This window comes from Pseudomonas helvetica, assembly GCF_039908645.1.
In the GTDB taxonomy this organism is placed as follows: Bacteria; Pseudomonadota; Gammaproteobacteria; order Pseudomonadales; family Pseudomonadaceae; genus Aquipseudomonas; species Aquipseudomonas helvetica.
The window spans coordinates 5,515,520-5,534,060 of sequence record NZ_CP150917.1; the positions used below are offsets into that span (position 1 = coordinate 5,515,520).

General features: G+C 60.3%; 17 protein-coding genes. 9 read left to right on the top strand and 8 right to left on the bottom strand.

Features of this window, described 5'->3' with window-relative positions; translation table 11 throughout:
• The first annotated feature begins 64 nt into the window (after positions 1 to 64).
• Positions 65 to 1,078, top strand: coding sequence for a zinc-binding alcohol dehydrogenase family protein (locus AABM55_RS25440; protein WP_347928083.1), 1,014 nt, complete (start codon positions 65 to 67; stop codon positions 1,076 to 1,078).
• 148 nt (positions 1,079 to 1,226) lie between these two features.
• Positions 1,227 to 1,397, top strand: a complete 171-nt coding sequence (locus AABM55_RS25445; RefSeq protein ID WP_177474787.1) for a hypothetical protein — start codon at positions 1,227 to 1,229, stop codon at positions 1,395 to 1,397.
• A 1-nt stretch (position 1,398) separates the two neighbouring features.
• Here the strand turns inward: AABM55_RS25445 and AABM55_RS25450 are convergent, their stop codons facing one another.
• Together AABM55_RS25450 and AABM55_RS25455 are read right to left on the bottom strand one after the other, a co-directional pair.
• Complete coding sequence (locus AABM55_RS25450; RefSeq protein ID WP_103317433.1) at positions 1,399 to 2,592, bottom strand: multidrug effflux MFS transporter; 1,194 nt, start codon at positions 2,590 to 2,592, stop codon at positions 1,399 to 1,401.
• A 94-nt stretch (positions 2,593 to 2,686) separates the two neighbouring features.
• Complete coding sequence (locus AABM55_RS25455; protein ID WP_054594154.1) at positions 2,687 to 2,884, bottom strand: heavy-metal-associated domain-containing protein; 198 nt, start codon at positions 2,882 to 2,884, stop codon at positions 2,687 to 2,689.
• A 146-nt stretch (positions 2,885 to 3,030) separates the two neighbouring features.
• Here AABM55_RS25455 and AABM55_RS25460 point away from each other — a divergent pair, with 146 nt between their 5' ends.
• The 3 genes from AABM55_RS25460 (at position 3,031) to cueR (ending at position 6,384) form a co-directional block, all read left to right on the top strand.
• Positions 3,031 to 3,408: a hypothetical protein gene (locus AABM55_RS25460; protein ID WP_054594155.1), complete on the top strand. Its 378-nt coding sequence runs from the start codon at positions 3,031 to 3,033 to the stop codon at positions 3,406 to 3,408.
• A gap of 169 nt (positions 3,409 to 3,577) precedes the next feature.
• Positions 3,578 to 5,974 carry a heavy metal translocating P-type ATPase gene (locus tag AABM55_RS25465; protein WP_347928084.1) on the top strand — a complete coding sequence of 799 codons (2,397 nt, stop codon included), beginning with the start codon at positions 3,578 to 3,580 and terminating at the stop codon, positions 5,972 to 5,974.
• Positions 5,971 to 6,384 carry a Cu(I)-responsive transcriptional regulator gene (cueR, locus tag AABM55_RS25470; protein WP_054594157.1) on the top strand — a complete coding sequence of 138 codons (414 nt, stop codon included), beginning with the start codon at positions 5,971 to 5,973 and terminating at the stop codon, positions 6,382 to 6,384. The genes AABM55_RS25465 and cueR overlap by 4 nt, the downstream gene beginning before the upstream one ends.
• Here the strand turns inward: cueR and AABM55_RS25475 are convergent.
• Complete coding sequence (locus tag AABM55_RS25475; protein ID WP_347928085.1) at positions 6,338 to 7,573, bottom strand: MFS transporter; 1,236 nt, start codon at positions 7,571 to 7,573, stop codon at positions 6,338 to 6,340. The genes cueR and AABM55_RS25475 overlap by 47 nt on opposite strands.
• A 233-nt stretch (positions 7,574 to 7,806) precedes the next feature.
• On the opposite strand from AABM55_RS25475, the gene aroQ reads away from it, so the two are divergent.
• Together aroQ and AABM55_RS25485 are read left to right on the top strand one after the other, a co-directional pair.
• Positions 7,807 to 8,247, top strand: a complete 441-nt coding sequence (gene aroQ, locus AABM55_RS25480) for a type II 3-dehydroquinate dehydratase (RefSeq protein WP_347928086.1) — start codon at positions 7,807 to 7,809, stop codon at positions 8,245 to 8,247.
• A 5-nt stretch (positions 8,248 to 8,252) separates the two neighbouring features.
• Positions 8,253 to 9,107, top strand: a complete 855-nt coding sequence (locus AABM55_RS25485) for a shikimate dehydrogenase (protein ID WP_103317441.1) — start codon at positions 8,253 to 8,255, stop codon at positions 9,105 to 9,107.
• 66 nt (positions 9,108 to 9,173) lie between these two features.
• Here AABM55_RS25485 and AABM55_RS25490 read toward each other — a convergent pair whose 3' ends face one another.
• Entirely contained in the window at positions 9,174 to 9,851 is a 678-nt protein-coding gene (locus AABM55_RS25490) for a TetR/AcrR family transcriptional regulator (protein WP_054594161.1), read from the bottom strand.
• A 101-nt stretch (positions 9,852 to 9,952) separates the two neighbouring features.
• Positions 9,953 to 11,854: a 3-dehydroshikimate dehydratase QuiC gene (quiC, locus tag AABM55_RS25495; protein WP_103317444.1), complete on the bottom strand. Its 1,902-nt coding sequence runs from the start codon at positions 11,852 to 11,854 to the stop codon at positions 9,953 to 9,955.
• A gap of 757 nt (positions 11,855 to 12,611) precedes the next feature.
• On the opposite strand from quiC, the gene AABM55_RS25500 reads away from it, so the two are divergent.
• Together AABM55_RS25500 and AABM55_RS25505 are read left to right on the top strand one after the other, a co-directional pair.
• Positions 12,612 to 13,925, top strand: a complete 1,314-nt coding sequence (locus AABM55_RS25500; protein ID WP_347928087.1) for an MFS transporter — start codon at positions 12,612 to 12,614, stop codon at positions 13,923 to 13,925.
• A 97-nt stretch (positions 13,926 to 14,022) separates the two neighbouring features.
• Positions 14,023 to 15,645 (top strand): methyl-accepting chemotaxis protein, encoded by a 1,623-nt coding sequence (locus AABM55_RS25505; RefSeq protein ID WP_103317450.1) that lies wholly within the window; start codon positions 14,023 to 14,025, stop codon positions 15,643 to 15,645.
• A 6-nt stretch (positions 15,646 to 15,651) separates the two neighbouring features.
• Here AABM55_RS25505 and AABM55_RS25510 read toward each other — a convergent pair whose 3' ends face one another.
• The 3 genes from AABM55_RS25510 to AABM55_RS25520 form a co-directional block, all read right to left on the bottom strand.
• A complete protein-coding gene (locus AABM55_RS25510; RefSeq protein ID WP_347928088.1) occupies positions 15,652 to 16,533 on the bottom strand; it encodes a DMT family transporter in 882 nt (293 codons plus the stop codon).
• A 111-nt stretch (positions 16,534 to 16,644) separates the two neighbouring features.
• Positions 16,645 to 17,460: a sugar phosphate isomerase/epimerase gene (locus tag AABM55_RS25515; protein WP_347928089.1), complete on the bottom strand. Its 816-nt coding sequence runs from the start codon at positions 17,458 to 17,460 to the stop codon at positions 16,645 to 16,647.
• Between the two features lie 2 nt (positions 17,461 to 17,462).
• Entirely contained in the window at positions 17,463 to 18,518 is a 1,056-nt protein-coding gene (locus AABM55_RS25520) for a Gfo/Idh/MocA family oxidoreductase (RefSeq protein WP_347928090.1), read from the bottom strand.
• Between the last annotated feature and the right edge of the window lie 23 nt (positions 18,519 to 18,541).

Below are 18,541 nucleotides of genomic sequence, written 5' to 3' on the forward strand. Positions count from 1 at the left end.
GGTTTTATCTTCAAGAGAAATAACCAATCATCCCTGCCATCGAATGCCCCATGAGAGTTGCGCCATGAAAGCCATTGCCTACTACCGTTCGCTGCCCATCAACGATCCAGAATCGCTGCAGGACATCGAACTGCCCGAGCCGGTTGCAGGCCCACGGGATTTGCTGGTTGAAGTCAAAGCCATCTCGGTCAATCCCGTGGACACCAAGGTTCGCCAGAATGTCGCGCCCGAAGATGGCGCGGCAAAAGTGCTGGGCTGGGATGTGGCTGGCGTGGTCAAGGCGGTCGGCAGCGACGTCAGCCTGTTCAAGGCCGGCGACAAGGTTTACTACGCCGGCTCCATCGCTCGCGCAGGCGGCAACAGTGAACTGCATGTGGTGGACGAGCGCATTGTCGGCCATATGCCCAAGTCCCTGAGCTTCGCCGAAGCCGCCGCGTTACCGCTGACCGCGATCACCGCGTGGGAGCTGTTGTTCGAACGCCTGCAAGTGCGCGAAGGCAAAACCGCTCAAGGCCAAAGCCTGCTGATCGTCGGTGCTGCGGGTGGCGTGGGCTCGATCCTGACTCAACTGGCCAGCCAGCTCACCGCACTGAACGTCATCGGCACTGCCTCACGCCCGCAGACCCAAAGCTGGGTACGCGAACTGGGCGCAGACCTGGTGATCGATCACAGCCAACCGCTGAGCGAAGAGCTCAAGCGCGCCGGCCACCCTCAGGTGACACACGTTGCCAGCCTGACCGAAACCGACCAGCACTTCGAACAACTGGTCGAAGCCCTCGCGCCTCAAGGCAAGCTTGCGCTGATCGATGATCCGAAGGCACTCGACGTGACCAAGCTCAAACGCAAGAGCCTGTCGTTGCACTGGGAATTCATGTACACCCGCTCGCTGTTCGAAACCGCCGACATGCTCGAACAGCACAAGCTGCTGAACCGGGTGGCCGAGCTGATCGACGCGGGCACATTGAAAACCACGGTCGGCGAACACTTCGGCACGATCAACGCGGCCAACCTGCGCCGCGCCCATGAACTACTGGAAAGCGGCACGTCCAGGGGCAAGATCGTCCTCGAAGGCTTCTAGGGTTTTAGATGACGGTGTGTTTCGCTTGCTGTTTCAGAAACGACGCACACCGTCAGTCCGAGGATTTGATCCGCGTCACAAATCCGCTTTGATTCAGGTCTACAATCGAGCTTCCCGCAATGCAGTCTTTTAGGTGAGGAAGTCAGCAATGAAGATCCTGATAAAAGAATTGGCAAAATCCCAGTGGCAGGTCCGCCTGGACAACCACGCGGTGAACTTCCGCAGTGAAGCCGAAGCTCGCGCTTTTACCTCGACCCTCGAGGCTCGCTTGCACGCCCCTCATCAACTCCCCCAACGTCAGCAACGAGCAACCGGCTGACTCAAGTCGCGGCTTGCGCTGCCCGGGCAACTTGCAGCCGACGGGTGAGCATCGCGACGCTCACCACTAATATTCCGCACAGGCTGATGACCATCGCCATCGGCATCGCGGTGCCGTCGTGCAGCACGCCAACCAACGCCGCCGCGCCTGCGGCAACGCTGAACTGCAAGCAACCGAGCATCGCCGAAGCGCTGCCTGCGCGCGCGCCCTGTCCGCTCATGGCACACGCCGATGCATTGGGAATAATGCAACCCAGGCTTGCGATACAGATGAACAACGGGATCAGCAGCGGCCATAAATGCTCGGTATGCAGTGAACTGACCGCCAGCAAGCTCAGGCCGGCAGCCAGATAAATCCATACGGTGCGCGCCAGCAAAAAGGCCGGGCCACGTTTGGAGAGCAACCGGGCATTGACCTGCGCCACCAGAATGAAGCCCGCGGCGTTGGTGCCGAACAACCAGCCGAAGTGCTCGGCCGGAACACCGTAAAGCTTGATGAAGACGAAAGGCGAACCCGCAATGTAGGCAAACATCCCGGCAATCGCGATGCCGCCGGTCAAGGCATGTCCGAGAAAGATCCTGTCCGACAGCAGCCGGCCATATTGACGCAGAGCACCCGACAACGGCTGACGCGGTTGATTGGCCGGTAAACTTTCCGGCAGGCCCACGGCAACCGCCAGGGCGGACAATGCGCTGAACACCGTTAAGGCGATAAAGATCGACTGCCAGCCATACAGGTTGACCAGCAGACCGCCGAGCATTGGCGCAAGAATCGGTGCCAGGCCCATCACCAGCATCAGTTGGGAAAAGACTTTCGCCGAACCCACTGCGTCGCACTTGTCGCTGACCACCGCGCGGGAAATCACCATCCCGGCGCAGCCGCCCAACGCCTGAAGGAAACGCGCCGCGATCAGCCACTCAAGGCTCGGCGCAAACGCGCACACCAGCGATGCCAGGGTGAACAGACCGACACCCACCAGCAATGGCATGCGTCTGCCGAAGCGATCGGCCACCGGACCATAAGCCAACTGACCAATCGACAGGCCGAGAAAATAAGCTGCCAGGGTCAACTGAACGTGTTTTTCATCCGTGCCGAAAGCTGCCGCCATGGCCGGGAAGGCTGGCAAATAGAAATCGATAGCCAGCGGCCCGAAAGCGCTCAAGGCGCCAAGAATCAGAATGGTGCGGAGGTTCATCAGGCGTCCAGTTTTACGTCAGTCGACAGCACGACAGTCTAACTGCGCCTGGACGCCTTGAACATTCCGATAGGTCGCTAACTATTAAAAAGGTTCAGGCCAGCGTGACCGCGTAGCCTTCTTCGCTGATCAGGCTGATCACCTGCTCTGCCGACAAAGCGCTCTCGACACCGACCTCCTTCGCCGCGAGGTCGACCCGGACACTGGCCGCCGGATCCTTGGCTTGCAGCGCCTCGGTAATGGCCCGAACACAGTGACCGCACGACATTCCTTGAACGTTGAATACTTGCATGAGGCAGCTCCTTTGATGAGATTGAAACCAGTCTTGAGCTTGCCACCGTGGCAAGGTCAAGTTCTGCTGTGATCTGCCGGGCTGGCAATCATCGCCGTGCTCGGCCAAGCTTCGCCATCAATGACTCAAAAGCAGGAGATGCAGCCATGCGCTGGTCAGCTTTCAGCCTATTCGGCATGCTCAGTCTTTTCGCCGCCGCGCCCTCGGCCAGCGCCGAAGACTATGGCGTGTTGATCATTTCTCGCGAGCGCCTGGAAGTCGCGACCTCGTGCGAGATTGGCGTGTACATCCAGGATCAGTTGTCGGCGCGGTTGTTCCAGGAGCAGAGCACCTCATTCAATTTGCCGCCGGGCAACTACTCCTTGCGGCTCAAACTGCTGCCCGGCCAGGCGCCAGGTTGCAGCGCCGGGATGCTCGCCCCGGGTTCGCAGAACATCACGCTGCGGGCGGGTGACCTGTTGAAGTTCCGCATCGCCATGAATCAGCAAGGGATGTACCTCAAGCCCGCCGCATTGGGCTACTGATTCACCGGTTTTCCGTGGGAGCGTGGCTTGCCCGCGATGCAGGCCACGTGGTGGTTCAGGCCAACCGCGTCATCGTTCATCGCGGGCAAGCCTTGCTCCTACATGGCGCTTGACCTTACCCGCGTGGCAAGGTTGATCCTGTAGGTCATCTCTACAGGGAGTAAGACCGATGTCCGATTCCACCACCTTCGATCTGCCGATATCCGGCATGACCTGCGCCAGCTGTGCCGGACGTGTCGAGCGTGCGTTGAGCAAAGTTGTTGGCGCAAGCAGCGTCAGCGTCAACCTGGCCACCGAGCAAGCGCGCGTCCAGGCCCCTCGCGACAGTTTGCCAGCGCTGATGGAAGCCGTGCAGCAGGCCGGATACAGCGTGCCCGCACACAGCCTCGAATTGAGCATTGGCGGTATGACCTGCGCCTCGTGTGTCGGTCGGGTCGAACGTGCCTTGAATAAAATCGCCGGGGTGAACAGCGTCAGCGTCAACCTGGCCAACGAACGCGCGCACCTCGAACTGCTCGGTCAGATCGATCCGCAGGTGTTGATCGATGCGGTCAGCAAGGCCGGTTACACCGCCAGCGTCTGGCAAGCCGAGCAATCCACCGATAACGATCAAGTGCAGCGTCTGCGCCGTGAGCGCTGGAGCCTGCTGCTGGCAATCGTGCTGGCCTTGCCACTGGTGCTGCCAATGCTGGTGCAGCCGTTCGGCCTGCTCTGGATGCTCCCGGCCTGGGTGCAGTTTGCGTTGGCGACCCCAGTGCAATTCATCTTCGGTGCACGCTTTTATGTCGCCGCCTGGAAGGCCGTTCGCGCGGGCGCCGGCAACATGGACCTGCTGGTGGCCCTGGGCACCAGCGCCGGTTATGGCTTGAGCATTTACCTGTGGGCCACCGCCAGCGCCGGCAGCATGCCGCATCTTTATTTCGAAGCTTCGGCGGTGGTGATTGCGCTGGTGTTGCTCGGCAAATACCTCGAAAGCCGCGCCAAACGCCAGACCGCCAGCGCCATTCGCGCCCTTGAAGCCTTGCGTCCTGAACGGGCGATTCAAGTGATCGACGGCCGTGAACAGGACGTCGCCATCAGCGCGTTGCGCCTCGGTGACCTGGTGCTGGTCAAACCCGGTGAGCGCTTCCCGGTGGACGGTGAAGTCATCGAAGGTCAGAGCCATGCCGACGAAGCGCTGATCAGCGGTGAAAGCCTGCCGGTGCCCAAACATCCCGGCGACAAAGTCACTGGCGGCGCAATCAACGGCGAAGGCCGGTTGCTGGTTCGGACTCAAGCGCTTGGCGCAGAAACCGTGTTGGCGCGAATTATCCGTCTGGTCGAAGACGCCCAGGCCGGCAAGGCACCGATTCAAAAGCTGGTGGATAAAGTCAGCCAGGTGTTCGTCCCCGTCGTGCTGCTTTTAGCGCTGGCAACCTTGATCGGCTGGTGGCTGTACGGCGCACCGCTGGAAACCGCGGTGATCAACGCAGTCGCGGTGCTGGTGATCGCCTGCCCTTGCGCCCTCGGCCTAGCCACGCCGACCGCGATCATGGCCGGGACCGGTGTGGCCGCGCGCCACGGCATTCTGATCAAGGACGCCGAAGCGCTGGAGCGCGCCCATGAAGTCAGCGTGGTGGTGTTCGACAAGACCGGCACACTGACGTCGGGCACGCCGCGCATCGCTCACTTGAGTGCCATCGACGGCAACGAAGCGAGCCTGCTGCAACTGGCAGGCGCCCTGCAACGCGGCAGCGAACACCCACTGGCCAAAGCCGTGCTGGATGCCTGCGCCGAGCGTGACTTGCCGGTGGCCGATGTCAGCGCCAGCCAGTCACTGACCGGTCGTGGCATTGCCGGCACGCTGGACGGTCGCCGATTGGCGCTGGGTAATCGCCGTCTGCTGGAAGAAAGCGGCTTGAGCGCCGGTCTCTTGAGCGACTCCGCCAACGCCTGGGAAGCCGAGGGTCGAACCTTGTCATGGCTGATCGAGCAAAGCCCCAAGCCGCGGGTGCTCGGCCTGTTCGCCTTTGGCGACACCCTCAAGCCTGGCGCGCTGCAAGCGATTGAGGAATTGAACACGCAACACATCGGCAGTCACCTGCTGACGGGTGACAACCGTGGCAGCGCCCGAGTGGTTGCACAAGCACTGGGCATCAGTAACGTTCACGCCGAAGTGCTGCCGGCCGAAAAAGCCTCGACCGTCACTGAGCTGAAAAAAACCGGCGTCGTGGCGATGGTCGGCGACGGCATCAATGACGCTCCGGCGCTGGCAGCGGCGGATATCGGCATCGCCATGGGCGGCGGCACCGACGTGGCGATGCACGCAGCCGGGATCACCTTGATGCGCGGCGATCCTCGCCTGGTACCAGCAGCGCTGGAGATCAGCCGCAAGACCTACGCGAAGATCCGCCAGAACCTGTTCTGGGCTTTCGTCTACAACCTGATCGGCATTCCGCTGGCAGCCTTCGGCTTGCTCAACCCGGTGATCGCCGGTGCGGCGATGGCCTTGTCCAGCGTCAGCGTGGTAAGCAATGCTTTACTGCTCAAGACCTGGAAACCGAAAGACCTGGAGGACGTTGAATGAACATCGGTCAAGCGGCCAGACACAGCGGCCTTAGCGCCAAGATGATTCGCTATTACGAATCGATCGGCCTGCTCAAGGCAGCGCATCGTACCGACAGCGGCTACCGCATCTATGGCGACGACGACCTGCACAGCCTGGCGTTCATCAAGCGTTCACGCGATCTCGGGTTTTCCCTGGAAGAGGTCGGCAAACTGCTGACCCTCTGGCAGGATCGCCAACGAGCCAGCGCTGACGTCAAGGCACTGGCCCGCCAGCACATCGACGAGCTGAACCAGAAAATCCGCGAACTCGGCCAGTTGCGCGACACCCTGCAGGATCTGGTGGAACATTGTCAGGGCGACCACCGCCCGGACTGCCCGATTCTCAAGGAACTGGCGTCGGGCTGCTGCGCCGAGCCCGCTCGCCCCTGATCGCCAACACCCTCAGTACCAGCAAGGTGCTGAGGGGGATCCCGTGAAACAGCAGCACCACCGCGCCGGGTGCCCACACGTTGTAGAACGGCGCGGCGATCAACATGCCGACGCCGAACCCGGTCATTTGCAGCAAGGTCAGAACGCTGAAAATCGGCAGACGCAGGCTGTCCGGTTCACGCTGCAAGCGCGACATCAGCCCGACCTCGGAAAAGCCATCCCCCAGGCCCGCCGGCAATGCAAACAGCAGCAAGCCATAGAGGCTCTGTTGCTGGAACATCAGGATGAAGCCGCTGGACATCAACAACACGCCGAAAAAGAACCGCCGCTCCAGGTTTGAGTTTTCCGAGCCTGGCAAGCGGCTGGCCACCCGTGCTCCGATCAACTTGCCACACGCCCACACCGCCAGCATCAAGCCCAGCGTGGTGCTGGCCGACTCGGGTGTCAGCAGTTTGGAAATAATCGGGAAACCCACATTGTGCGCGGCACTGCCGAGGGTGTCGGCCATCGCCAACGCGAGCATCGCAGCGATGACCGGCGAGCTGCACAAGCCTTGGCGTAGCGCGCTCCATTCGTCCCGTTTGTGGGTTGGCTCGGCATTCGGTGCCGGTTTGGAGAACCGTAACGGCACAATGAATAGTGCCGCCAACAGATAAGTGACGACGTTCAGTGCAAACACCGTTTCGAAGCCGAAACCAGCCACCAACAGCCCCGACACCAGACTCCCTCCAACCATCGCTGTGGACGAAGCCGAAGTGATCCAGGCATTGGTCTTGAGCAGTTGCTCCCCGGCGATCATGTGCGGCAATTGACTGTTGAGGCCGATGGCAAACATCGAGTTACCGAGCCCCAGACCGAAAGCGATCACCGGTAATAACAGCACTTGCTGCGACACCGGTAATACCAGCAACAGGCCTAACAGCCCGGCACGCAGCAGGTCGAAGGCTATCAACGGTAAGCGTCCGCCCCAACGGCGATAAAACATCGTGCCGATCAAACTGGCAAAAACCCCACCGGCCACGCGGCTGGCGAGAAAGATCCCGACGCTCATGGCGCTGTTGCCGAGCATATAAACGTAAGTGGCCAGCGCCACCATATTGAGAAACGCACCGAAGTCCGAGACCAGTCGCGCAGCGATGACCAGTTGGGCGTTGCGGGTGGACTGGTGGGGCGTGGGATCGGTGTTCACAATCATCCTTGAGTGGGTAGCGTTCTGCCTCGGGCTTCCTTCAAGGTCAATTAAAGCACCGCATGGCAGCGATCACACTGACGACAGCGACTGTCCGATCATCGAACACTTATTGCCGTCTTGCGCAACTTGCCGCTCAGCTTCAATTGACCAAATTAACCAGCTGGTACAATTTATCTCCACAGGCGGGTCACCCTCGACCCACGCCCACAATAACAATGGAGAACGCCCTGATGTCCCCTATCGTTCTGGTGCTCAACGGCCCGAACCTGAACCTGCTCGGCAGCCGTGAGCCGGCGACGTATGGCCACGAAACCCTGGCCGACATCTCGGCCTTGTGCGGTCGCGCTGGCGAAGAATTCGGCCTGGCAGTGGAGTTTCGCCAGACCAACCACGAGGGCGAATTGCTCGACTGGATTCACTCGGCACGCGGTCGTTGTGCCGGAATCGTGATCAACCCGGCGGCCTGGACGCACACTTCGGTAGCGATCCGTGACGCGCTGGTCGCCAGCGAGTTACCGGTGATCGAAGTACACCTGTCCAATGTGCATGCTCGCGAGCCATTCCGTCACCACTCGTTCGTATCGGCCATCGCCACCGCAGTCCTCTGTGGATTCGGCAGCCACGGCTATCGCCTGGCGCTGGAGCATTTCAGTCAACGCTTGAAGGGATAAGTCACATGTCGCAGAACAACACGGTACTCGCAGGACTCATCGGCGCCGGTATCCAGGCGTCTCGAACCCCCGCGCTGCATGAGCGCGAAGGTGATGCCCAAGGCCTGCGCTACCTTTATCGGTTGATTGACCTCGATCAACTGAAACTCGACAGCGGCGCCCTCCCCGACCTGCTGATGTCAGCGGAACGGATGAACTTTACCGGTCTGAACATCACCTTTCCGTGCAAGCAGGCGATCATCCCGCTGCTCGACGAACTCTCGCCTGAAGCCCGAGGCATTGGTGCCGTCAACACCGTGGTGCTCAAGGACGGAAAACGCATTGGGCACAACACCGACTGCCTCGGTTTCGCCGAAGGTTTTCGCCGTGGCTTGAAGGATGCTGCCCGCGAGTGCGTCGTCCAAATGGGCGCTGGTGGTGCGGGGGCTGCGGTGGCCCACGCGCTGTTGAGCGAAGGCGTGCAGCAATTGAGTATTTTCGATGTGGACGTCAGTCGTGCGCAAAGCCTTGCGAATAATCTCAATCAGCATTTCGGCAGCGGCCGGGCCTGTGCCGGCAGCGATCTGCCGAGTGCGTTGGCGCAGGCCGATGGTCTGGTGAACACCACGCCGATGGGCATGGCCAAACTGCCCGGCATGCCAGTGCCGGTGGAGTTGCTACGGGCTGAATTGTGGGTCGCGGAGATCGTTTACTTTCCACTGGAAACTGAACTGCTGCGCAACGCCCGTGCCTTGGGTTGCCGTACTCTGGATGGCGGCAACATGGCGGTGTTTCAAGCAGTAAAGGCCTTTGAGTTGTTCAGCGGCGTGGCGCCGGATGCACAGCGAATGCTCGCGCATTTTCAAAGCATGAATGGTTAACGACCACGGTCTTCTTGATGTTCGTTCCCACGCATGGGAACGATCATCAATCTGCTGGCTTGAGCTTCAGGCCTGCAAATAACGCAGTACCGACTCGCAGATCATCTGGCGATGACGTTGCTTGATCGCTTCATCCGGCAAGTCGATCTGGAAAATCTCACCAAAGGTATGACGGTTCGACACCCGGTAAAAGCAGAACGAACTGATCAGTAAATGCACGTCCAGCGGATCCAGCCCGCTACGGAATACACCCTCTTCGGCACCGCGACGCAGAATCACGCCCAGTGAATCGAGGATCGTATTGTTCATCGCCTTGATCGCTTCGGACTGCTTCACGTACTCGGCGTTGTGGATGTTCTCGATGCTGACGATGCGCACAAAATCGACGTTGCGGTCATGGTGATCGAAGGTGAATTCCACCAAACGCCGGATCGCCTCACGCGGTTCCAGCTCAGCCAGGTGCAAGCGACTTTCAGTGCTGCGGATATCGCCGTAAAGCTTCTCCAGCACTTCGACGTAGAGCTGCTCCTTACTTCCGAAGTAGTAATAGATCATCCGTTTCGAGGTGTGGATGCGTTCGGCGATAGCATCGACACGAGCACCGGACAGGCCCTGCTGAACGAACTCGACAATGGCTTCTTGAAGAATGTTCTCGCGGGTCTTTTCCGGGTTGTTCTTGCGACTCTTGCGCGGCTCGATCAAGGTTTCGTCGGGCGCGACGGTGAGTTCTGTGGTCATTCTCATTCCGGGCTCATGGCCTTCACTGCACAGCTGGCGATTATGGGCCGCACGCTGCAGTGAAGGAAGCTTCGCCACGACCGTTTACCCCTGCGTTTACCAATTTCCTACAACTTGGCGTGACGCACACCCCCGCTGCGTGATTTCGCCATCGCCGCCAGGCGCACCGCGACGTTGGCCGCACCATATCCCGCATAACCGTTTTTGCGCTGGATGATTTCGAAGAAGAAGCGCCCTTCAAACGGCTCGGTGTACACATGAAACAGCTCACCGCCCTGAGCGTCGCGGTCATACAGCACGTTGTAATAGGCAAGTTTGCTGAGGAACTCGTCATCGAAATCAAAGCGTGCAGCGAGGTCATCGTAATAATTGAGCGGGATGTCCAGCAGCGGTACGCCGGCCTCTTTGGCGCGACTGACTTCAGCGAACATATCGTCGCAGTCAAAGGCAATGTGATGCACACCGGAGCCACGATAACTGGACAAGGCGTGAGAGATGGCGGTGTTGCGGTTCTCGGAAATGTTCAGCGGCAGACGGATCGAGCTGCATCGGCTACGCAGCGCGCGGCTTTTCACCAGGCCGTAAGGGTCAGGCAACACCACTTCATCGTCAGCTTCGAAATCCAGCAGGCTCTTGTAGAACAGCACCCAACTGTCGAGGCTGTCCGCCGGCAGCGCCATCGCCATGTGGTCGATCCTTTTCAGTCCACCAGCGGTGGCTGCCGTCGGATGCAGCCGGAAGTCGGTGCCGTAGACATCGGCGTGTTCATCCACCAGATAAATCAGGCTGCCATCCGGCGCACGCACCGCCGCCAGTTCCAGCTCATTGGGGCCGACCAGCCCGCGATAGGGTTGCCCTTTGTACGCCACCGCCCGGGCCAGCGCACTGGCGCTGTCCTTGACCCGCACTGCGGTCGCGCACAATGACGGCCCGTGCGCTTCGAAAAAGCTGTGGGCAAACGAATAGGGTTCAGAGTTGAGAATCAGATTGATATCGCCCTGGCGCAGCAGCGTGACGTTCTTGGAGCGGTGCTCACCGGCCTTGACGAAACCCAGTCGCTCCAGCCAATGCGAGAGTTTGGCTCCAAGACTTTCGTCCACCGCGAACTCGAGAAACTCGATACCGTCGTACTCACTGGCCGGCGGCGTGGCAAACAAAATGTCGAGGTTCGGTGTGGGCGTCGCTTGTTGCTGCAAACGCGCTCGGGTCTTCTCTTCCAGATACAGCAAGGAGCGCAGACCATCGGCGGCATTGGCGCGTGGTGGCGCGGCGCGGAATCCGTCGTTGAAAACTTCCAGTGACAGCGGCCCGGTGTAACCACTCTGGATAATCGGCGCGAGAAAACCTGGCAAGTCGAATTCGCCCTGTCCGGGGAAGCAACGAAAATGTCGGCTCCACTCCAGCACGTCCATCGCCAGGATCGGTGCGTCGGCCATTTGCACAAAGAAAATCTTCTCGCCGGGAATATCCGCGATAGCCCGTGGATCCCCCTTGAGCGACAAGGTATGAAAACTGTCCAGCAACACGCCCAGATTCGGATGGTCCGCCTGGCGGACAATGTTCCAGACCTGTTGATACGTGTTCACATGCCGGCCCCAGGCCAGCGCTTCATAACCGATCCGCAAGCCACGAGCCCCGGCGCGCTCGGCCAGCAGTCGCAGGTCGTCGATCAGAATCTGCTCATCGCCAACACTGTCGGCTGAGGCGTTGCTGCACACCAGCACCAGGTCGGTGCCCAGTTCCTGCATCAGGTCGAACTTGCGCTCGGCGCGCTCAAGGTTGCGCGGCAGGCGGTCGCGGCGACAGCCTTCGAAATCACGGAAGGGCTGAAACAGGGTGATGGCGATGCCCAGGTCAGCGCACATCTGTTTGATTTCACGCGGGCTGCCGTCGTAGTACAGCAGGTCGTTCTCGAAAATCTCCACCCCATCGAAACCCGCGGCGGCAATGGCTTCGAGTTTTTCCGGCAGGGTACCGCTCAAGGAAACGGTGGCAATGGAACGCTGCATGTTTCGACTCCCGGTGGGATGGGTTGATCTTGTTAGAGGCACGACACCGCTTTTTGTAGCAGCTGGCGTAGCCTGCGTTCGGCTCGGTCCGCGCTCGGGCGAAGCAGTCGTAAATCCTGAGTGCGCGGTCCTCCTGACTCACCGCATCGTCTGATTTCACGACTGCTTCGCAGCCAAACGCCGGCTACGCCAGCTGCTACAAGGGATCGCGTTTAACTTGGGACAAATTATTGGCTGCATGAATGATCCGGGCAATTCAAAGTGTACCAACCGGTTAGTTTACTGTGCGATTATCGAACACAATGGCGGTTGGCGAATTGACGATTTTTCGCTCACTGCGCACCATCGGCAGCACATCGAGTCCGGTCATGAACCACCGGTCGAAGTGACCAACGACCCAGAACACACCATAAAAAATTCAAAAATCGGGTACACGCTCATGCTTGCATTCAACGCCTTGCTCCGTTGCTCTCTCCTTCACTCCCCGTGCCTGGCGCCCAACCGCCAACCGCCTTCGAACCTTTCTGGCGCCTGCGACCGAACCCGGCCCGCATGCTGAACACGCGCTTTGGTTGCCTCAGCCAACACTGAGCCAACACAAACACTCAGCCGATCAATCATTGTTTTCACCCTGCGCATCTGCGCACCCCGACGATTGATCACGCGCCCATGAAGTCCCGACGAGCCTTGCTTGTCAGTCATTGAACGGATGGCACAGATGATTCCTTCTCAGAGCTCTCACACAGAAAGCGCCCGCATGGCCTCAGGCCTGGGTGTCGCGTCCGGCGGCATCGGCGACAAAATCCGTGGCGCCATGGCAGTCGGCAAAACCCGTTGGGGCATGCTGGCGCTGGTGTTTTTCGCCACCACCCTGAACTACATTGACCGCGCCGCGCTGGGCGTCATGCAGCCGATCCTGGCCAAGGAAATGAGCTGGACGGCGATGGACTACGCCAACATCAACTTCTGGTTCCAGGTCGGTTACGCCGTCGGCTTCGTGCTGCAAGGCCGACTGATCGACCGGATCGGCGTAAAGCGCGTGTTCTTCTGCGCGGTGCTGCTCTGGAGCCTGGCGACCGGTGCCCATGGCCTGGCGACTTCGGCCCTGGGCTTTATGGTCTGCCGCTTTATTCTCGGGCTGACCGAAGCTGCCAACTACCCGGCCTGCGTGAAGACCACCCGGCTATGGTTCCCTGCCGGTGAGCGCGCCGTGGCCACTGGCATCTTCAATGCCGGGACCAACGTCGGCGCGATGTTCACGCCGATGCTGCTGCCGCTGATCCTCCACGTCTGGGGCTGGCAAGCCGCGTTCCTGTGCATGTCGGCACTGGGCGGGATCTGGCTGGTGTTCTGGGGCTTGAAGTACTTCAACCCGGAAGATCACCCGTCGGTGAAGCAATCGGAACTGGACTACATCCAGAACGAAGCCGAACCGGAACAGGCACGCGTACCGTTCTCGCGGATCCTGCGGATGCGTGGCACCTGGGCCTTTGCCCTCGCCTACTCGATGACCGCGCCGGTGTTCTGGTTCTACCTGTACTGGCTGCCGCCGTTCCTCAATCAGCAATACAACCTGGGTATCAACGTGACCCAAATGGGTATTCCGCTGATCATCATCTATATGACGGCCGACTTCGGCAGTGTCGGCGGTGGCATTCTGTCCTCGTTCCTGATCGGCCGTGGGGTCAACCCGATCAAGGCCCGGTTGATGTCGATGCTGCTGTTCGCCTGCTGCATCATCGGCGTGATCATGGCCGCCGGCTCCAGCAACCTGTGGGTCGCAGTGTTTGCCATCTCGCTGGCCATCGGCGCGCACCAGGCCTGGACTGCGAACATCTGGAGCCTGGTGATGGACTACACGCCCAAGCACATGATGAGCACGGTGTTCGGTTTCGGCGGCATGTGCGCCGCCATTGGCGGGATGTTCATGACCCAGTTGGTCGGGCACATCCTGACCATCACCAATAACAACTACACCGTGCTGTTCACCATGATTCCGGCGATGTACTTCATTGCGCTGATCTGGCTGTACTTCATGGCACCGCGCAAGATTCCGAACCTCGAAGACTGACGCTTCCTCTTTCGCAGGCCTGGTTTCAGGCCTGCGTTTTTTTGTTCGCACGGCTGCCGATTTCGTCCCTCTTTTTTCCGTCCACGGAGCTCATACCATGTCTCTGGGTAACCTGAGCATCGCCAAACGTGCGCTGATCAGCTTCGGCCTAATCGCCCTGCTGGTGTTGTTGCAAGGACTGTTTGCCCTCAAGCAGGTGGCCGAAGTACGCGCCACCGGCCAGCACACCGAAAACGTCTCCCTGCCCAGCACACGCTACCTGGGGGAAATCCGCGACTACATTCTGAGCATTCGCGTGCTCAGCCTGCGCATGGCGCTCAACCGCGAACCCAAAGTACTCGATGCCACTATCGCTCGCCTGCACCAGGTGGAAGGCTGGCTTGAGCAAACGCTGACCAGATTCGCGCCCCTGGTCGACGACTACAACCGCGTGCAGTACGAAACCTTTGTCAGCACTGTAAAGAGCTACCGACAGGCGCTGGATCAATACGAAGAACTGTCCCGGCAAAACCGCAGCGAGGACATGAGCGCGCTGCTCAACGGAAAAATCCAGGATTACTCGACCCAGACCGGCGATCAATTCACCGAGCTGATGAACCTCACCGCCAGCGAAGTCAGCCAATCGGCCAGCCATGCCGACGGGCTTTACGCCCAGGTAAAAATGACCGTGATCGGCGCACTGATCGCTGTTGCCCTGCTGACCTCATGCCTGGCCTGGCTGCTGATCCGCAGCATCGTCATGCCCATCCGTCAGGCTGTGCGTGTGGCCGAGCAGGTCGCTGACGGTGACCTGAGTGCACCGATCCAGAGCCAGGGGCCCGATGAAACCGCCCGTTTGCTCAGGGCTCTGGCCAGCATGCAAAACAGCCTGCGCGACACCCTGCAGTTGATCAGCGATACGTCTAACCAACTGAACGGTGCGGCGCAGCAGATGAGCCAGAACACCGGGCTGGACTCCAATCGCTTGCAACAGCAGCACAACGAAATCGAGCAGGCCGCCACGGCGGTCAATGAAATGACCGTCGCCGTCGAAGAAGTGGCACGCAACGCGGTCTCGACCTCAGACACCACGCGCCAATCGACGATAGAGGCCACTCAGGGTCAGGCGCGAGTGATCGAGACGCTCGATTCGATCCAGGCCATGAGTGCCGAAGTCGGCACCGCGCTGCAACAGGTTCAGACCCTGGCCGAACAATCCCGGGAAATCGGCAAAGTACTGGATGTCATCCGCGCCATTGCCGAACAGACCAACCTGCTGGCCCTCAACGCCGCCATCGAAGCCGCAAGAGCCGGGGAAGCCGGGCGTGGTTTTGCCGTGGTTGCCGATGAAGTGCGAGCCCTGGCCCATCGCACCCAGCAGTCGACCCGGGAAATCGAGCAGATGATCGCCCGGGTTCAGGGCGACACCGACAGTGTGGTGCTGTCGATGCACGGCAACAGCCAGCGCGTGGCCCAGACCTTGTCGATCGCCGAACAGGCCGGCGTGGCCCTGACGCAAATCACCTGCGCCATGGAGCAGATCCACGAGCGCAACCTGGTGATCGCCAGCGCCTCGGAAGAACAGGCACAAGTGGCCCGGGAGGTCGATCGCAACCTGCTGAACATCCGCGACCTGTCGCTGGCAAGCGCCGATGCGTCGACCCAGACCAGCGCCACCAGTCGGGAGTTGTCGCAACTGGCGGCCGGTTTGCAGAACCTGGTCGTGCGTTTCAGGTTTTGAGCGCAATCAGCTTCTGCGCTGTTGCCACGCCGCCGCCAGACCGCTAAGGCAAATGATCGCGATGCCGATCACCGTGGTCAGGCTTGGCGTGTGGGAAAACAGCAACCAGCCGAGCAGTCCGGCAAACACGATCTGACAGTAACCAAAGGGTGCCAGCAGTGCTGGTGCGGCATGCCGGAATGCCTGAGTCAGCAACAGATGCGCGGTCATCCCGCAGCTACCCAGCGCCAGCATCAACAGGCCATGAGTCAAGCTCGGCACTTGCCAGAACATCGGCACCAGCGCGCTCATGACCAGGGTGTTGCACAAACCGGCAAAGAAGTTGCTGGTGGTCGGGCTGTCGACCTCGCTGAGTTTGCGTGTCAGCAGTTGGTAGAAGCAGAAAAACAACGCCGAGCAGAACGGCAGCAACACCGCCGGAGTGAACAAATCACCGCCCGGATGGACGATGATCAACACGCCGATAAACCCGCAAATCACCGCCAGCCATTGCCCGCGCGTCACCCGCTCACCGAGCAATGGCACCGACAACGCGGTCACCAACACCGGCGCGAGAAAGTTGACCGCAGTGGCTTCCGCCAAAGGAATGAACAACAAGCCCGTAGTGAACAACAGGCTAGTCCCGAGCAAGCACAGTGCCCGCAGCAATTGCAGCAACGGGCGCTTGGTGCGCAGGACGCGCAAGCCGGATTGCGGCAGAAAAATCCCGGCCATCAGCAACGTGTGAACCAGATACCGCGCCCACACCACCATGATCACCGGATAGAAACCCGACAGGTATTTGGACAAAGCGTCGTGAGTGGAAAACAGGAAGGTCGCAACAACGATCAGCAGGATGCCTTTGAAGGGTTGATTGATACCGGAAAGCGGAGTGCTCGATACAGTCATGGGAAATCCCGAAAGTTGAAGGACCTGAAAAGCATCGCGGGCAAGCCTTGCTCCTACAGGTCAGCGAAAACCTGAAAAGCAAGGCTTGCCCGCGAAGGTGCGCAGCACCGGTCAAACAAACGCCAACAACGCACGCGTCTTGTCCAACGCCATCTGCGCCCGCTGCAAGGCACTCACGCCCTGCCGTTGTAACTGCACGGCCGGCACCTCCAGGCTCAATGGCAGATTAACCGGCAAACACCTCAATAACCCAAGCAGGTCGCAATCCCCTTCGCCAGGGAAACGCCGCTCGTTGCGTGCCTGACGCAAAATCTCCTGCATGTCTGCAGGCCTGGGTCCTGCCACATCGCACAGCTGTGCATAACGCAGGCGTGACGGCGCGACCCTGGCCAGATCTTCCAGACGTGAAGCCGAGCGGTCGAAATGGAATGCATCCACCAGCACGCCACCGTATTCGTGATCAGCGTTCTCAACAATACGCACGGCCTGCTCAAGGTTGCGCGCATCGGTCCAGGGCATGAACTCCAGATGAGTGTGCAAACCGTAACCTGCCGCCAGATCGCAGAGTGCGGCAAAATTCTCGGTGAGCCGCTGCTCGTCAGGATCATTACCGGCTACCAGTAATTCACTGGCACCGAGCTCTGCGCCGGCCGCCAGGACCGCCTCGAAATCCGCCACCCGGGTTTCGGCTTTCAGTCGCAGAATTTCGACATCCAGCACTTGAATGCCGGTGTCACGCAGCCGCGCCCGCGTCTGTTGCCACAACTGTGCATCGGCCATCAGCGGGAAATGATGCTCCTCGGGGGTGGCCGGGACCAGTCGCAGCCCGACATGGCTATACCCTGCACGCGCCGCCACCTCGACCATCTCCGGCGGCGACAATTCAAGAACGGTCAGGCTGGCCAGGGAGAAAATACGCTCGCTCATGTTCATTCCTCGATCCGTGCCGGAACACAGGCGCGACCGCTGGCAGCGGCCTCGCGTATGGCTTCGATCAGCGCCAGCGTTCGGGCCGCGTCAGCGACGCTCACCAGCGGCTTCGCCTCACCTCGGGCCACCTTCACGAAATGCTGCAATTGCAGGCGCAGTGCTTCATCCGCGTTGAAACATTCTTGAACGGCCTGCAAGGGTTGATGCCAACCGGCGTCCGCTTCGGCGTAATGCCAGCGCTTGAGCTGCGGAATACTCAGTGCGCCAGCGGTCCCGGCCAGCAGGTAGCACGGCTGGTCAGCTTGAAGTGGGTAAACCGGGTTTTCTCCCGAGTCCAGTTCCCAGCTCCAGGGCGCCGCCACCGCGTCGGAGCCGGTCAGACTGCCCAGCGCACCGTTGTCGAATTGCAGCAGTACCGCCGCGCAATCTTCATTGGCAAACCTGCGCACCGCATTGCTGGTGATGGCCTGTACCTGATGCACTTCTCCGCACAAGTGGCGTAGCAGATCGAGGTCGTGAATCAGGTTGGTCAGCAACATTCCGGCACCGGCCTCGCGGCGCCAGGGAATCTCGAAATAGCTGTCGGGTTTGCGCACCTGCCAGAGCGCGGTGACCATCGTCAGTTGCCCCAGTGCCCCGCTGCGCACCAGCTCATGGGCGCGGGCGATCAGCGGATTATGCCGACGATGATGACCGACCAGAACCGGCACGCCAGTGGCTGTCGACGCGGCCACCAGTTCGCGCACTTCATCCAGGTGCACGCCCACCGGTTTCTCCAGCAACACCGGCACGCCAGTGGCCAGGCAATCGAGCGCCGTGCTCACGTGCAGGTTGTTCGGGTTGGCAACGATAACGGCGTCAGGCTTGAGCTGCTCCAGCAGTGCCCGGTGATCGGTGAAATACGGCACGCCCCACTCGGCCGCGATCCCGGCAGCTTGCGGACCGGGATCGGCCACTGCGCACAAGGTCGCCTCATTCAGGGTCTTGAGATGCTGGTAATGCTGCTGGCCCATATTGCCGGCGCCAATCAGCGCAATGCGAAGTGGCGAACTCACAGTGCAATCCTCTTGTGATTATT

Coding starts and splice junctions, on each gene's coding strand:
- AABM55_RS25440 (WP_347928083.1), top strand. CDS start 65: ATGAAAGCCATTGCCTACTACCGTTCGCTGCCCATCAACGATCCAGAA.
- AABM55_RS25445 (WP_177474787.1), top strand. CDS start 1,227: ATGAAGATCCTGATAAAAGAATTGGCAAAATCCCAGTGGCAGGTCCGC.
- AABM55_RS25450 (WP_103317433.1), bottom strand. CDS start 2,592: ATGAACCTCCGCACCATTCTGATTCTTGGCGCCTTGAGCGCTTTCGGG.
- AABM55_RS25455 (WP_054594154.1), bottom strand. CDS start 2,884: ATGCAAGTATTCAACGTTCAAGGAATGTCGTGCGGTCACTGTGTTCGG.
- AABM55_RS25460 (WP_054594155.1), top strand. CDS start 3,031: ATGCGCTGGTCAGCTTTCAGCCTATTCGGCATGCTCAGTCTTTTCGCC.
- AABM55_RS25465 (WP_347928084.1), top strand. CDS start 3,578: ATGTCCGATTCCACCACCTTCGATCTGCCGATATCCGGCATGACCTGC.
- cueR (WP_054594157.1), top strand. CDS start 5,971: ATGAACATCGGTCAAGCGGCCAGACACAGCGGCCTTAGCGCCAAGATG.
- aroQ (WP_347928086.1), top strand. CDS start 7,807: ATGTCCCCTATCGTTCTGGTGCTCAACGGCCCGAACCTGAACCTGCTC.
- AABM55_RS25485 (WP_103317441.1), top strand. CDS start 8,253: ATGTCGCAGAACAACACGGTACTCGCAGGACTCATCGGCGCCGGTATC.
- AABM55_RS25490 (WP_054594161.1), bottom strand. CDS start 9,851: ATGAGAATGACCACAGAACTCACCGTCGCGCCCGACGAAACCTTGATC.
- quiC (WP_103317444.1), bottom strand. CDS start 11,854: ATGCAGCGTTCCATTGCCACCGTTTCCTTGAGCGGTACCCTGCCGGAA.
- AABM55_RS25500 (WP_347928087.1), top strand. CDS start 12,612: ATGGCCTCAGGCCTGGGTGTCGCGTCCGGCGGCATCGGCGACAAAATC.
- AABM55_RS25505 (WP_103317450.1), top strand. CDS start 14,023: ATGTCTCTGGGTAACCTGAGCATCGCCAAACGTGCGCTGATCAGCTTC.
- AABM55_RS25510 (WP_347928088.1), bottom strand. CDS start 16,533: ATGACTGTATCGAGCACTCCGCTTTCCGGTATCAATCAACCCTTCAAA.
- AABM55_RS25515 (WP_347928089.1), bottom strand. CDS start 17,460: ATGAGCGAGCGTATTTTCTCCCTGGCCAGCCTGACCGTTCTTGAATTG.